This is a genomic window from Lacrimispora sp., from assembly GCF_031982545.1.
In the GTDB taxonomy this organism is placed as follows: domain Bacteria; phylum Bacillota; class Clostridia; order Lachnospirales; family Lachnospiraceae; genus Lacrimispora.
In genome coordinates this window covers 73,778-87,805 of record NZ_DALYXB010000006.1, presented here as the reverse complement: position 1 = coordinate 87,805, position 14,028 = coordinate 73,778, and the positions used below count along the sequence as shown (strand labels likewise).

Genomic DNA, 14,028 nt, shown 5'->3' with positions numbered 1-14,028 from the left:
CAATAAACTCCTTTCATTCTTACAGAATGTCATTCAGATTTTTAATTATTGTAAATCCCATAGGTCAAAAAAGCAATAAAAACTGCCGGAATTCTGGTAGCACACCAGATGCCCGGCAGTTTTTACTATGCTGTTTTGTTATTTATTTACTGAATCAAATTCCTTATAAATTTCAAGGTCAGGTTCGGGTGTTAAAAGCGATACGATAATGATTGCCCCGCATGCCACAGTAAAAGCCGGAAGAAGTTCATAGATGTTAAAAACTCCGCCCAATGGCCTCACCAAATACTTCCAAATAAACACCATTGCGCCACCAGATATCATTCCTGCAACAGCACCGTAAAAATTGCTTCTTTTCCAGAACAGTGCAAATAGCATTACAGGGCCAAAGGAGGCTCCAAAACCAGCCCAGGCAAAGGAAACGATGGCGAACACGGAACTATTGGGATCCCAAGCAAGGAACACCGCGATCAGCGCGACTCCGACTACAGTCAGCCTGGCCGCCAGCATGGAAGTTTTATGACTTACTTTAAGTTTAAAAAAATCCTGCATAAGATTCTGGGATACTCCTGATGCAGCTGTTAATAACTGGGAATCAGCTGTAGACATGGTACATGCAAGTATACCTGCAAGCACCACACCTGCCAGTACGGAATAAAGAAAACCATGACTTCCCAAAAGTCCTGCCAGCCGGATAATCACTGTTTCCGCTTCCGATCCGGAGGTAAATGCCGGAATATGGCCTGCCACAGAAACGCTGTAACCAATGATTCCGATAAGAATGGCTACAAACATGGAGATTACTACCCATGTGGATGCAATCCGCCTGGATGTTGTAAGTTTCTTCTCATCATTAATTGCCATAAAACGTAGAAGAATGTGAGGCATACCAAAATATCCCAATCCCCACGCCAATGTTGATACTATATTTAATATACCGTAAGGGGATGATGTCTGACCGGCCATATTATGGGTTCTGCTCATGCTTAGATAGCCTTCCAAAGCGCCTGCATTCTCTGTCACTCTGTCCCAGCCACCAGCTACTGAGATTCCATAGAATACGATAATAATAAGTGAAATGCTCATAACAATACTCTGAACAAGGTCGGTCGTGGAAACCGCCATGAACCCACCCATTACCGTGTATCCCACCACTACAATTGCACCAATAATCATAACAGTATGATAATCTATCTGATATAAACTATGAAACAGGGTACCTATTGCCTTAAAACCGGAAGCAGTGTAAGGAATAAAGAAAACAAGAATAATTACTGCAGAAATACACATTAAAATATTTTTCTCATCCCGATAGCGTCGGGAGAAAAAATCCGGAATGGTAATGGTATTGCAAACGACAGAATACCGGCGAAGTCGTCTTGCAACCAGAAGCCAGTTTAAGTATGTGCCCGCTGCCAGACCGATTGCTGTCCAGCCCGCGTCAGCGACACCAGTCATATAAGCTACACCCGGAAGTCCCATCAGCAGCCAGCTGCTCATGTCCGATGCCTCAGCACTCATGGCAGTTACTAACGGCCCCAGCTTTCTTCCTCCCAGATAGAATTCGTCAGCAGAGTCTCCCCCACCCTTCTTGCTGTAATAAAACCCGATATAGACCATTGCCACCAGATAAACCAGAATGGCAGATAATATGCCTATTTGACCTATACTCATAACGTTCCTCCTTGTTACTCATTATTTCTGCTGTCAGCCTTATAACCACAGCAATAATGGGTGTATTATAGCATCAACAAAAATAGAACGCAACGCAGAACGAAGTATAGACCAAATACCATACTTTTTTAATAAAAATATAATTTGATCTATATTTTATAAGGATTCTAAACTGTACTCCAGTTAATTATAATTCTAATACAAGTATGTGTAATTTATTTTTCCGGCAGAAATCCGCTTAGAAAGGATGGCAGTACCGATGCACTGTATTGTCTCAGAGAATACTCTCCTCCGCACAGACACCAGTCATATAAAAACGCCCGTTCACAGAGAGCATAAAGCTTCACCATTTCCGTGACGCTCATTTTGGTTCCAATCTGTCCGTCTTCCTGTCCCTGGGCAATAATCTTTCTTAACAGCTTATAATAGGTGCGGTTATGATCCAGTAAATGCTTCTCCCCATTTGTTATAAGCTGGGTGGACAATAATCTTGCCAGAAGATCAATGGAAATACTATTCTCTATCATTGTAAATAATTCACTGTTTAACCGCAGTAACTTTTCTACAGCCGAAAGTTCAGGATCAAGCTGAGTTTTCAGTTCCTCATATTTATCATCAAATAAAACACTAAGCGTACTAAGAAGTGCATCCTTCCCATCAAAATAATGATAGAACGACCCTTTTGACGTCTTTGAAAGTTCTATGATTTCCTCCACAGTCGTATCTTCATATCCCTGTTCATAAAACAGTTTCCAGGCTGCGCTTACGATTTTCCCCCTGGTATTGCGCACACTTTTCTTCGCCACGTAATAATTCCTCCTTAATTTTCATCCTGAGATGAAATTACATAATTCAGTATATCACAGGAGAGGAAAAAACGTCCATGAATTAAATTCAGATGCCGGATCTGTACTTGTAGTGACATGGCGAAATCACTGTGTTACAATAATAAAAAACTGGTAAACTGCACCTTAGAAAGGAACGGTGAACAATGAACAGCCTGACAAAAAACATTCAATCGGAAGAGACTCTTATCAGCCTTATTCATCACGCATTTCCACATGCAATCTGTACAGGTATTGAAGAACTGACAGAAGGTTATTTTAATGTGGCATATAAAATATCCCTGGAACATGCTCCCTCCTGCATATTAAAGATTGCACCTCCTAAGGATGCTCTTGTTATGTCATACGAGAAGAATATTATGATGAGCGAAGTCCTTGCTATGCGAACAGTAAAAGAACTATCTGATGTACCAGTTGCAAAAGTCTTATTTTATGATGACAGCTTAAGCCTGATTCATGCTCCATATTTTTTCATGGAGATACTGGAGGGCGACAGCTTTCACTCTATTCTTTCCAGTCTATCCCCTGTTGTACAGTCAGCTATACGAACGGAAGCGGGCAGTTTGAACAGAAAAATCAACTCGATTCAGGGAAACAAATTCGGCTATCTGGGACAGCCTTCTTTGCAGGGAAATGACTGGTATCATGTGTTTTCCACTATGACAGAGCTCGCTTTTTCAGATGGAGAACGTTTGTCTATTGACTTAAAGATATCCAGAAATCAGTTGTTTGAGGATTTAGAAACATGCAAAGAACTGTTTGATGAGGTTAAAACCCCCGTACTTGTCCACTGGGATCTGTGGGATGGGAATATCTTTGTGAAAGACAACCGGATTACCGGTTTGATAGACTGGGAGAGAAGCCTTTGGGCAGATCCCCTGATGGAAGTTGGATTTCGAACCTATAGTTCGAACACGGATTTTTTCAACGGGTACGGCATTGGCCACCTTACAGAAAAGGAATACTTACGAGCAATATGGTATGACGTTTACACCATGCTCCTTGTTATCCAGGAATGCGATTATCGCCAATACGACTCCCGGGATATGTATGAATGGGCTGCCGGCCATCTGACCGATAAATTTGCAGAACTTCACCAAATCATACATACCAGTTATTAAGTCAGCGTTTTATCTTCCACCTTACAGCCGTTACCGATGCCATCAGGGATACAATTGGAATTGTCATCACAACTCCCAAACTTCCTGAAATCCCCTGCATGATTTCAATTACCATGTTGTTGGAATTAATAATCTGCAGATAAGGCAGTTCATAGGCATAGTTTAACAACAGTGTACTGACTCCGCTTCCCACAAATGCCAGGATTAAGGTATTCACCATGGTTCCCATGGCATCTCTGCCTACATTCATGCCAGAACGAAACAGCTCTTTTGTGGTCAGTTCAGGACTATTGGTATGTATCTCAAATACAGTGGATGATATGGACATTCCCACGTCCATAACTGCGCCCAGAGCAGAAATCAGTAAACCGGAAAACAGAAGTTCCCCCACACGGATCCCTCGTATGTTTTCCAGTACTGTCAATGACTCAATATCAGATACATTGTAACCTGAGATATGAGATACTGCACCAAATAGATAGGCTGACACACCCGCAATGATAACTCCGCTCACAGTTCCCGCCACAGCACACAACGTTTTTCCAGACCAGCCTCCCAGTAAATACATTGTGACAAAGGTAGTGATTGATGCAACCAGGACTGCTGCAAAAAATGGAGAATATCCTTTATAAATCATTGGTATGTAAAGCCACACGATACAGACGAAGGTAAATATCAGTCCTACACAGGAATAAAAGCCTTTCCATCCTCCGATTACGCAGACAACCGCCAGAAATAACAGAACAAATCCAAGAACAGCCCACTCGCGATCTACGCTGTATACTGTATGGATAGCAATATCACCGGACACGCTTTGAATCACAATTACATTCATTCCCGGTTCACAGGCTGCTCCAAACAGATAACCATTATTGCTGGTTGCCTCAACCATTGTACCTTTCAGAGATCCGGAGCGAATTTCAACCAGAACATTCTGCTGACCGGCCCTGCTGCCGTCTTCCTGTAAATTGTCCGAAAGAACCTCTGTAACCCGGCCACGTTCAAACGTTCTTCCTTGTGTTGATATAAGGCTGGCTATATCTACCTGATTAAAACGGATTAAAAACAGAGTAAATGCTGCCATAACAGCTGCAAATACGATCCACTGAGGCCACCTCTTTTCCTGTGTTATCCATGTGGTTTTTCCCTGCTGCTCAAATTCCATATATGGCGGCTCCTTTCTCACCTCTTACTTTTTCCGGCTATACCCCGGGACATTCAGCCTCAGCCATATGCCCCGGAGTTCTTAAAAAAACATTTACCGTCTTGATGCGTTGGTCTTTTTTAACTCATAGGTATCATCAATTTTCTGAACCTTACCGCCCGCAATCTCATAGGTATCAATTGCAAAGGTATTGTTGTTTATACGGATTACGGAATAAGTAGGATTCCAGTTCTGGCTTCTAGCTGCTATATAATCCTGTTTGCTTGGAATCAATTCATAGAATTTGCTTCCCGTTGCGGAATTGGCTTCCATATAGAGTGTTCCGTCCCCATTTGTTACACCCCCGGCCATTGTATTCGCAATGGTGTAACAATTGTTCTGAGCCTGGTACGCTGGGTCTGTATAAGGAAATACATTACCTGCCTCATCCTTTACATTATCCCAGTCAAAAAAATTATAATTGGAATGAGTCTTAGAATCAGACTTTAATAAATAGCTTCTGGAATAGGTATGGTCATGCCCCTGAAGTACCACATCCACATCATATTTATCCATTAAAGGAGTAAGCTGGGTTCTTAAGACGATTCCATCAGAGTCAGAGTGATCAAGACCACTTCCGTAAATATCCTGATGAATCATTACAATTCTCCAGGTTGTTTTAGGATACGCTTCCACTGCCTGGCGAATGGCCTGTTCATGTTCCGCGCAATTATAATTATTCGTATTAAGCACAACATACAAAGCAGGCCCATACTTATAAAAATAATCTCCTCCTGCCGTTGTTTTTCCCAGCTGAGTATCATTAGGATTATTAAAGTGCAGACTATAGCTTTCATTGGTGGAGTCGTGGTTTCCAATGGTTGTAGAAACAGGAAGGGATTTCATCCAGTCCGCATTTAAAAATCCTGCATACTCCGTTTCATTTCCCAGATCTCTCCCCTCAACGTTTTTATTAATCTGGTCTCCTGCAGAAAGTATAAAGCTGATATCCGGATTTGCATTCACGGCGGTATTTAATGTCTTATTCCAGCTAAAAGCATCATTGCGTGCTGCTGTATTAATCTCTGACTTGTTTTCCAGTTTATCTCCTCTGGAAGTGGTCTGCCCCTTTGAAGCACCGATCTGAGGATCTCCAACATAGAGCATGGAATAACTGTTAAAATTATGAGTCTTAAAAGAAGCCGTTTTGGAAGGCTGACCGTTTTTAAAATACCGATAATAATATGTGGTATTTTCAGATAGAGACTCCACGGTTACCCGGTTGCTCTGATATCCCTCTACCGCCTGTACCGCATTCCCGTCGTATGTAACGGATTGACTTAAATCACTGTTTTTTGATAATTCAATCCTGGGAGTTGCTGCACCATCCGTTTTTGAATACCAGGCAAAATTTAATTTTGACTCATCTGCTCCAGGTGTAAGCGCTATTTTTTCGTAATCACGGCTCACCTCCCCTTCCCACTTCTGAGTCCACGCATCCCATGCCTGATCAGTCGTAGAATCAGAGAAGTGTTCCGTTGCCGCATATACGTATCCCCCCGCCAATGCTGCTGTTATGGCAGCTAAAATAAAAGCAGCCGCATAATTCTTTCTGCTCTTCATACTTAATTCCTCCTTATGCTTGACGTTATTATATTCCGTCTGGATGTTTTTCCAATGAAGGCGCGTCTCATTTTCTAAAGCATAAATCGGCAGGTTATAATATTCAAGATACTTTGCCAAAGCTTTACAAACTATATCTGAAATTTACATGTAAACGCCAAAATGCCCGCAAAAAAACAGGCTTTTCAGCCTGCTTTTCTAAGGATAATTATCTTAAATCAAGGGGATTATACTCTTCTTCCCTCATCACACTTACATAAGCCGGACGTATAATCTTATCCATGTTAATCAGCTCCTCAATCCGGTGAGCACTCCAGCCTACGATTCTGGCTATTGCAAAAATGGGAGTAAACAACTCATTGGGAATGTCTAACATAGAATAAACAAATCCGCTGTAAAAATCAACATTAGCACTGACGCCTTTGTAGATCCGGCGCTCTTCCCCGATTACCTTGGGAGCCAGCCTCTCTATGGACGAATAAAGGTTAAAATCTTCCAAACGTCCCTTTTCTTCCGAGAGCTGCTTTACAAAACCTTTGAATATTTCCGCACGGGGATCTGATTTGGAATAGACGGCATGTCCCATTCCGTAGATTAATCCCTTCCGGTCATATGCTTCCTTGTGAAGCAGCTTTCTTAAGTACTCCTCTATTTCTTCTTCATCTTTCCAGTCGTGTACCTCTTTCCTTAAGTCCTCCATCATCTCAACTACCTTGATGTTCGCACCGCCGTGCTTCGGTCCTTTTAATGATGCAAGAGCTGCAGCTACTACGCTGTAAGTATCCGTGCCGGAAGAGGTCACCACATGGGTTGTAAATGTGGAGTTATTACCGCCGCCGTGTTCCATGTGAAGAATAAGGGCCAGGTCAAGTACATGAGCTTCCACTTTTGAATACTTCATATCAGGTCTTAGAAGTCTTAAAATGTTTTCAGCTGTGGACAGTTTTTCATCGGGTCTGTGAATATACATGCTCCCGCCCCGCTCATAGTGATTAAAGGCATGGTACCCATAGACAGCCAGCATTGGCATGACGCTGATTAACATCAGACTCTGGCGAAGGACATTTGGCACCGAAATATCCCCAGCTTTTTCGTCATAGGCTGACAAGGTGAGAATACTCCTGGCAAGGGTTGACATCATGTCATGGCTTGGTGCTTTCATAACCACATCCCTGACAAAATTGGTAGGGAGAGTTCTACTGAAGCCTAATGTCTGTGAGAAACTATCCAGCTGTTCTTTATTGGGTAAATCTCCGAACAAAAGGAGATAGGCGATTTCTTCGAATCCGTATCTACCCTCTTTCACCACTCCGTTTACCAGGTCATAAATATTATATCCCCGGTAATAAAGTTCTCCTTCGCAAGGTACCTTCTCTCCGTCTACGGTTTTACTCGACAAGATCTTTGACACTTTGGTCAGACCGGCAACCACTCCGTTCCCGTTCCTATCTCTAAGCCCCCTCTTTACATCGTATTTGTCGTAGGATTCTAAGTCAATCCGTTCATCATTCAAACAGATTTCCGACCATTCCTGAACATTTTTTTCAAATTCTTTCTGATCAATCATGCAAACACCTCTTTCTGAAAACAGATCATCAAGTTCCACCGTCTTACCAAATGCCTACCCGCTCCTTTCCCTTTGTAAATATATTCCAACTGTTCACTTTTGAACTTTTTCATATAATATATAATTTCAATAAAAAAATCAAGATATATTTTGTGAACAGCTGTATTTCTCACAGTTTTTGTATATTGACAAACACTCTCACAGCTTTTATACTTGCCTTAATTTCCCTACTTGAAATAATCGGAGGATATCCATGAAAATAGAATTATCTTTGCTTTTTTTCGTAGAAGCAGTTGGTACCATTGCGTTTGCCTCTTCGGGGGCCATGGTAGCCATTAAAAAACAGCTTGATTTGCTGGGAGTCATTGTTCTGGGCGTTACAACAGCAGTAGGCGGCGGTATGCTGCGCGATATTATTATTGGAAATGTCCCTCCTGCGCTGTTTAAGGACCCGATTTACGTATTACTTGCCTTTATTACGGTTATGCTTCTATTTATTACAGTAAGGATGAATCAGAAATTTATTTCCGGCCGCCACATGGAAACCTTTGAAAAGGTCATGAATATCTTTGATGCAATCGGTCTTGGCGCATTTACAGTAGTTGGCATCGATACTGCTGTTTTGGCGGGTTATGGTGATTATCATTTTCTCATAGTTTTTCTAGGCGTTATCACTGGTGTGGGCGGAGGCATCCTGCGTGATATCATGGCAGGCCAGACCCCTTATGTTCTTAAAAAGCACATCTATGCCTGCGCTTCCATTGCAGGTGCCATTCTGTATGCCGGTTTGATGAATCACATTAATGAAGACATTGCCATGCTGGCAGGTGCTGCAGCTGTCATTGTAATTCGTCTTCTGGCTACCCGTTTTTGCTGGAATCTGCCCACAGCCGTTAAAAAATAATAGAATCAGGAGGTTACACATGAACCGTTTTCTGCAATATACGTTTGGTATCATTTTTTCCATCTGCCTTATGGTTGTACTGTTATTCACAGCAGTCGAGGCCGCCGTTTACTGGACTCCCGGGTATTTCGAAAAGGAATATAAAAAATATAATGTAACAGAATCAGTATCCATGAAAATGGATGATCTGATGGATGTCACAAACCAGATGATGGCATATTTAAAGGGTAACCGGACAGAACTTCAGGTAAATACCACAATGGGGGGAGTCCGCAGAGATTTTTTCAGTGCCAGAGAAATTGCTCATATGGAAGATGTTCAGGGACTGTTTTTAGGAGCTATGTCGATCCGTAGGGGCTGCCTTATGGTAATGGTACTATGCCTCATTATCCTTATGTTATTGAAAATAAGCTGGAACAATACATTTCCCCGGTCAGTTCTAATAGGAAGCGGATTATTTTTCCTTGGATCCGCTGTAATCGCAGGAATTATTTCTTCGGATTTTACAAAGTATTTTATCATGTTTCACCATATGTTTTTTACAAATGATTTTTGGATGCTTGATCCTTCTACTGACATGCTGATCAATATCGTTCCGGAAGGTTTTTTCAGGGACACTGTTTTTTATATTGGTTTTCTCTACTTTTTCTCGGTCGTGATACTATTAGCTTTATGTGTGTTTCTTATGCGTAAAAAGGGGAAAAATAGCAAATAAACTTTACTTGTTACTCAAAATCACCTATACTGTAAATTGATAAATTATCTGAAACTGAAACATAACTATGGAGAGATTATTGAGCATGACCCAATTGACTAAAAAAGTATTAAGTTTCTTTCTGTGTCTGTTTTTGTTCGCCTCTTCCTTTACAATAACCGGGAAGGCTGCTGTTGACTGGCCTGACAATATATCGGTACAGGCAGATGGAGCGATCCTGATGGATGGGGATACCGGAACAATTCTCTGGGGACAGAATATACACAACCAGTATTTTCCTGCAAGTATTACAAAGGTAATGACTGCATTACTGGTGATTGAGAACTGCAAACTGGATGACACTGTAACCTTTTCCCATGATGCTGTTTTTAATGTGGAATCCGGAAGCAGCAATGCCGGAATTAACGAAGGGGACCAGCTGTCTGTAAAAGACTGCCTTTATGCTCTTTTACTAAAATCTGCCAATGAATCTGCCAATGCGCTGGCAGAACATGTTGCAGGAAGCAGAGAAGCGTTTGCTGATATGATGAATGCAAGGGCAAAGGAACTTGGCTGCAAAAACACTCATTTTGCCAACCCCAGCGGTTTAAACAACCCGGAACATTATACATCCCCCTATGACATGGCACTCATTGCCAGAGCAGCCTTTAACAATCCCATCTTTGAAGAGATCGATTCCACCACCTATTATAAACTTCCACCTAATTCCATTAACAAAGAGGGACTGGCCATCTATCCGGGACATAAAATGATGAGAAAAGGTTCTCCATATTACTATCCTGAGATTGTGGGCGGAAAAACTGGTTATACCACACTTGCCGGCAATACATTGATTACGTGCGCCGAAAAAAACGAAATGAAGCTCATCACCGTTATATTAAAGGGTTCTACACCCCAATACTGGGCAGATACCAAAAATCTTCTGGAATTTGGTTTTAATAATTTTACGTCTTTAAAAGCGGCTGAATACGAAAAAACCTATAGTTCCATTACCAACGATTTAAACTTCAGCGGACTTTCCATTACAAAACCGGAAGCGCTGGTACTGGATCCTGACAGCCGCATTATATTGCCAAAGACTGCCGACTTTTATGATGCGCAGCCAGAGTTAAGTTATGACATATCAAACGATGATCCGGAAAATGCGATAGCCAAAATTAATTATCGTTACCAGGACAGAGTAGTTGGTTCTACCTTTCTGGAAATCAACGATTCCCTGGTCGCATCCGCAGTTAAATCAAAGCTTGAAGATGCACCTTCTACCAAAGCTTCTGAAACGTCCGAAGAGGCTGTAGACGCTTTAGCAGGAAGGGACGCAGCAAAGCTGAAAGCAGACCGGGCAGCACAGGATTATAGGGAAAAGGCATTAAGACCTTTTGAGATCCCAATGTCAGCCTGGCTTATCCTTGGATGCGTGGGAGCTGCCATTATAATCGGTAGCCTTATATTTTTTATGATTTACAGGAAGCACCAGGAAGAACAAAACTCCCTGATCCGGAGGGAGCAAAGACTGAAACGTCTGAAGGAATCAGGCGTCTCGGCAGATGAATTTGATTCACTTCTTCAACAGCGCCGTGGTATCTATACCTCCAGAAAAAAAGGCTGGAGAAAAGGAAAATTTAAATTCCGGTAATGGGAGGGATTATGAAAAAGTCCATGTCAAAAAAAGAACTGGTGTGGAACATTCTGGTTACCATCTTAGCTCTGACCGGTGCAACCATTGTTGCTTATCTGCTGGTCTTTGTCGGCGGACACACCGCAAATGTAAGTATTGTATATATGATGGCAGTTGTTCTGATCTCCCGTTTTTCAAATGGATATATACCGGGTGTCATAGCATCTTTCATCAGTGTAATCTGCGTAAATCTGGTATTTACATACCCTTTTATGCACTTAAATTTCACCATGGATGGATATCCCATTACCTTTATTGCTTTGATGGTCATATCCAGTATTACAAGTGCCACCACAACACATTTAAAATATCAGAATAAAATTATCCATGAACGGGAAAAGCTTTTAATGGAAGCAGAGAAAGAGACAATGCGTGCGAATCTGCTGAGAGCCATTTCACATGATCTCAGAACACCTTTAACCGGAATTATCGGTGCAAGCAACTCCTTTCTTGATGATCACGATTCCATGTCCGAAGAAGAAAAAGCAAATCTGGTAAACGGAATCCGTGAAGATGCCAACTGGCTTCTTAACATGGTAGAAAATTTACTGACAGTCACCAGAATCCGGGGGACCAAAACACAGATAGCAAAATCCCTGGAACCCTTGGAGGAGGTAGCGTCCGAAGCAGTCATGCGTTTTCATAAACGTTTTCCTGCTACCGAGGTAAAGGTAACTGTACCAGATGAACTGGTCATGGTTCCCATGGATGCTACACTGATTGAACAGGTGATTATCAATCTTCTGGAAAATGCAGTGTACCATTCAAATTCCAAAGATCCTGTCAGTTTAACCATCTCGGTTGAGGATGGGAACGCCCGCTTTGACATCCGTGATCACGGAGTTGGAATCGCACCAGAAAGACTTTCTACCATATTTGACGGATATACCCCTTCCCCAAACAGCAGTGGAGATTCTCATAAGGGTATGGGAATTGGTTTGTCGATCTGTAAGACAATCATAACCGCACATAACGGATCCATAACAGCGGGCAATGAATCACTTGGGGCAATCTTTACTTTTACATTACCATTGGGAGAGAATACTTGTGAATAAATTTACAATAGCAATTATTGAAGACGAAAAGAATATTTCGGGTTTTATTGAAAGCACCCTGCAAAGACATGATTATAAGGTCATCAGTGCAGTGAATGGAAAAGACGGGCTGGCTATGATCAGTTCCAACTGTCCTGACGTTATCCTTTTGGATCTGGGTCTGCCTGATATAGACGGATTGGATATCATCAAGAATGTAAGAAGCTGGTCAGCCATTCCTATCATTGTCATTTCTGCCAGAACCCAGGAACAGGAAAAGGTTACAGCGCTTGATTATGGCGCTGACGATTATATTACCAAGCCCTTTGGCACCAGCGAACTTCTGGCCAGAATCCGCACAGCGCTGCGGCACGGCAAGTCCACAGTAAGCACAGTTGATGGTTCTGTGGTACAGACTCCGTATCAATGCAAGGGGCTTGTAATTGACTTTGCCAAACGCCTGGTTACATTAAATGGGCATGTGATCCATTTAACTCAGATTGAATACAAGCTGGTATCACTTCTGGCAGAAAACTCTGGCAAGGTACTTACCTATGACTACATGATCAACCATATCTGGGGACCCTATGCAGACAGCAATAACCAGATTCTCAGAGTGAATATGGCACATATCCGGAGAAAAATCGAAATAAATCCCGGAGAACCAAATTATATTTTTACGGAAATAGGTGTTGGTTACCGAATGCGGGAAAGCGAATATTAAGAAGGGGGAATTGCCCCCTTCTTTTTGTTCAGCTTGCGGACCTTGGTTTTTTCCACCCGTTTTTTCTTTGCCTCGTCCTTTTTTTCATAGATTCCGCCAATTTCATCCTCACCAATCAGCTTCATGGTCTTTACCACATAAACCATTCCCTCATCATTTCGCCTCAGTCTGATTTTACCCTTTACATTACCATGAACAGGGCAGCACCCCAGAGCCGTATATACTTTCTGGTTTGCAGAAAACCACCGGATTTTCTTCTTCAGCATCCGGTTGCATTTACAGCAGATCAGATCAGTTACCGTCTTATCCTCAATGGCAGCCTGCTTTGATTCAAAGGGTCTTGAAATGTACTTGGAATATTTGGGGAAAACCAGATAGATCTCTTCCTCCTTATTAGCAGGAAGGCAGTAATAATCCGTGGACCAGTATGCCTCCACCTTTTTAAAGTCCATTTTACTCATAATCCGCCCCGTATAATGAGCATCATCAAGAGCTCTGTGAAACGGACGTTCTTCCATGACTCCCGATTCAAAAACTGCAACATCAAGAGACACCCGGTCTTTCCCATCCCCCTCCAGGAGACTGTAAAGTTTTTGGATGTCGTAGTAAAGAAGGGGTTTTTTAAAGGGATCAGGCAAACCATAGTAAGCGATGTTTCGCTGGAGCTCCGTTAGATCCATGGATCCCCATGTACAAAATACGGGATCGTCTCCACACCAGAGAAAAAACTCTTTCACAGCCTCCTCAAAGCAGATTCCCTCTTCCATCAGCGTCTGTTGATCCATATGGGTCACTTCCAGGATCTTTTCATGAAGCTCAGTATAGACTCTGGGCTTAATCAGTCTCCTGTATTCTCCCGTTTCTTCCATGGTCTCATTCAGCCTTACTGCTCCGATTTCAATAATCTCAAAGGGAAAATGGTCGACTGCTTCCTCCTTCCCTCCAGCGTTCTGGTTCCATTCCAGATCCAGTACAATGTAGTTTTTCATATTTTCAAATCCT

General features: G+C 42.2%; 12 protein-coding genes. 6 read left to right on the top strand and 6 right to left on the bottom strand.

Going from position 1 to position 14,028, the window contains the following annotated elements:
- Positions 1 to 138: 138 nt before the first annotated feature.
- Both ABS301_RS11375 and ABS301_RS11370 read right to left on the bottom strand, forming a co-directional pair.
- Positions 139 to 1,674, bottom strand: coding sequence for a sodium/proline symporter (locus ABS301_RS11375; RefSeq protein WP_349672341.1), 1,536 nt, complete (start codon positions 1,672 to 1,674; stop codon positions 139 to 141).
- 215 nt (positions 1,675 to 1,889) lie between these two features.
- On the bottom strand, positions 1,890 to 2,480 hold the full coding sequence (locus ABS301_RS11370) for a TetR/AcrR family transcriptional regulator (RefSeq protein WP_349672340.1): 591 nt from the start codon (positions 2,478 to 2,480) through the stop codon (positions 1,890 to 1,892).
- Positions 2,481 to 2,665: 185 nt separating this feature from the next.
- On the opposite strand from ABS301_RS11370, the gene ABS301_RS11365 reads away from it, so the two are divergent.
- Positions 2,666 to 3,640 (top strand): phosphotransferase family protein, encoded by a 975-nt coding sequence (locus ABS301_RS11365; protein ID WP_349672339.1) that lies wholly within the window; start codon positions 2,666 to 2,668, stop codon positions 3,638 to 3,640.
- A 1-nt stretch (position 3,641) separates the two neighbouring features.
- Here ABS301_RS11365 and ABS301_RS11360 read toward each other — a convergent pair whose 3' ends face one another.
- The 3 genes from ABS301_RS11360 to ABS301_RS11350 form a co-directional block, all read right to left on the bottom strand.
- Complete coding sequence (locus ABS301_RS11360; RefSeq protein ID WP_349672338.1) at positions 3,642 to 4,805, bottom strand: YibE/F family protein; 1,164 nt, start codon at positions 4,803 to 4,805, stop codon at positions 3,642 to 3,644.
- A gap of 93 nt (positions 4,806 to 4,898) precedes the next feature.
- Positions 4,899 to 6,407 carry a purple acid phosphatase family protein gene (locus tag ABS301_RS11355; protein WP_349672337.1) on the bottom strand — a complete coding sequence of 503 codons (1,509 nt, stop codon included), beginning with the start codon at positions 6,405 to 6,407 and terminating at the stop codon, positions 4,899 to 4,901.
- A 208-nt stretch (positions 6,408 to 6,615) separates the two neighbouring features.
- Positions 6,616 to 7,974 carry a citrate/2-methylcitrate synthase gene (locus tag ABS301_RS11350; protein ID WP_349672336.1) on the bottom strand — a complete coding sequence of 453 codons (1,359 nt, stop codon included), beginning with the start codon at positions 7,972 to 7,974 and terminating at the stop codon, positions 6,616 to 6,618.
- Between the two features lie 253 nt (positions 7,975 to 8,227).
- Here ABS301_RS11350 and ABS301_RS11345 point away from each other — a divergent pair, with 253 nt between their 5' ends.
- From ABS301_RS11345 to ABS301_RS11325, 5 genes are all read left to right on the top strand, one after another.
- Positions 8,228 to 8,878: a trimeric intracellular cation channel family protein gene (locus tag ABS301_RS11345; RefSeq protein WP_349672335.1), complete on the top strand. Its 651-nt coding sequence runs from the start codon at positions 8,228 to 8,230 to the stop codon at positions 8,876 to 8,878.
- A gap of 19 nt (positions 8,879 to 8,897) precedes the next feature.
- Positions 8,898 to 9,593 (top strand): TIGR01906 family membrane protein, encoded by a 696-nt coding sequence (locus ABS301_RS11340; protein ID WP_349672334.1) that lies wholly within the window; start codon positions 8,898 to 8,900, stop codon positions 9,591 to 9,593.
- Between the two features lie 85 nt (positions 9,594 to 9,678).
- Positions 9,679 to 11,226 carry a D-alanyl-D-alanine carboxypeptidase family protein gene (locus ABS301_RS11335; protein ID WP_349672333.1) on the top strand — a complete coding sequence of 516 codons (1,548 nt, stop codon included), beginning with the start codon at positions 9,679 to 9,681 and terminating at the stop codon, positions 11,224 to 11,226.
- A gap of 11 nt (positions 11,227 to 11,237) precedes the next feature.
- Positions 11,238 to 12,323 (top strand): sensor histidine kinase, encoded by a 1,086-nt coding sequence (locus ABS301_RS11330; protein ID WP_349672332.1) that lies wholly within the window; start codon positions 11,238 to 11,240, stop codon positions 12,321 to 12,323.
- Entirely contained in the window at positions 12,316 to 13,026 is a 711-nt protein-coding gene (locus tag ABS301_RS11325; RefSeq protein ID WP_104439563.1) for a response regulator, read from the top strand. The genes ABS301_RS11330 and ABS301_RS11325 overlap by 8 nt, the downstream gene beginning before the upstream one ends.
- On the opposite strand, the gene ABS301_RS11320 is transcribed toward ABS301_RS11325, so the two are convergent.
- Positions 13,023 to 14,015 carry a 3'-5' exonuclease gene (locus tag ABS301_RS11320; RefSeq protein WP_349672331.1) on the bottom strand — a complete coding sequence of 331 codons (993 nt, stop codon included), beginning with the start codon at positions 14,013 to 14,015 and terminating at the stop codon, positions 13,023 to 13,025. The two genes, ABS301_RS11325 and ABS301_RS11320, sit on opposite strands and share 4 nt — an antisense overlap.
- Between the last annotated feature and the right edge of the window lie 13 nt (positions 14,016 to 14,028).

Excerpts from the sequence above, each read along its gene's own strand:
- ABS301_RS11345 (WP_349672335.1), top strand. The coding sequence starts at position 8,228 with ATGAAAATAGAATTATCTTTGCTTTTTTTCGTAGAAGCAGTTGGTACC.
- ABS301_RS11355 (WP_349672337.1), bottom strand. The coding sequence starts at position 6,407 with ATGAAGAGCAGAAAGAATTATGCGGCTGCTTTTATTTTAGCTGCCATA.
- ABS301_RS11330 (WP_349672332.1), top strand. The coding sequence starts at position 11,238 with ATGAAAAAGTCCATGTCAAAAAAAGAACTGGTGTGGAACATTCTGGTT.
- ABS301_RS11320 (WP_349672331.1), bottom strand. The coding sequence starts at position 14,015 with ATGAAAAACTACATTGTACTGGATCTGGAATGGAACCAGAACGCTGGA.
- ABS301_RS11360 (WP_349672338.1), bottom strand. The coding sequence starts at position 4,805 with ATGGAATTTGAGCAGCAGGGAAAAACCACATGGATAACACAGGAAAAG.
- ABS301_RS11340 (WP_349672334.1), top strand. The coding sequence starts at position 8,898 with ATGAACCGTTTTCTGCAATATACGTTTGGTATCATTTTTTCCATCTGC.
- ABS301_RS11365 (WP_349672339.1), top strand. The coding sequence starts at position 2,666 with ATGAACAGCCTGACAAAAAACATTCAATCGGAAGAGACTCTTATCAGC.
- ABS301_RS11335 (WP_349672333.1), top strand. The coding sequence starts at position 9,679 with ATGACCCAATTGACTAAAAAAGTATTAAGTTTCTTTCTGTGTCTGTTT.
- ABS301_RS11375 (WP_349672341.1), bottom strand. The coding sequence starts at position 1,674 with ATGAGTATAGGTCAAATAGGCATATTATCTGCCATTCTGGTTTATCTG.
- ABS301_RS11350 (WP_349672336.1), bottom strand. The coding sequence starts at position 7,974 with ATGATTGATCAGAAAGAATTTGAAAAAAATGTTCAGGAATGGTCGGAA.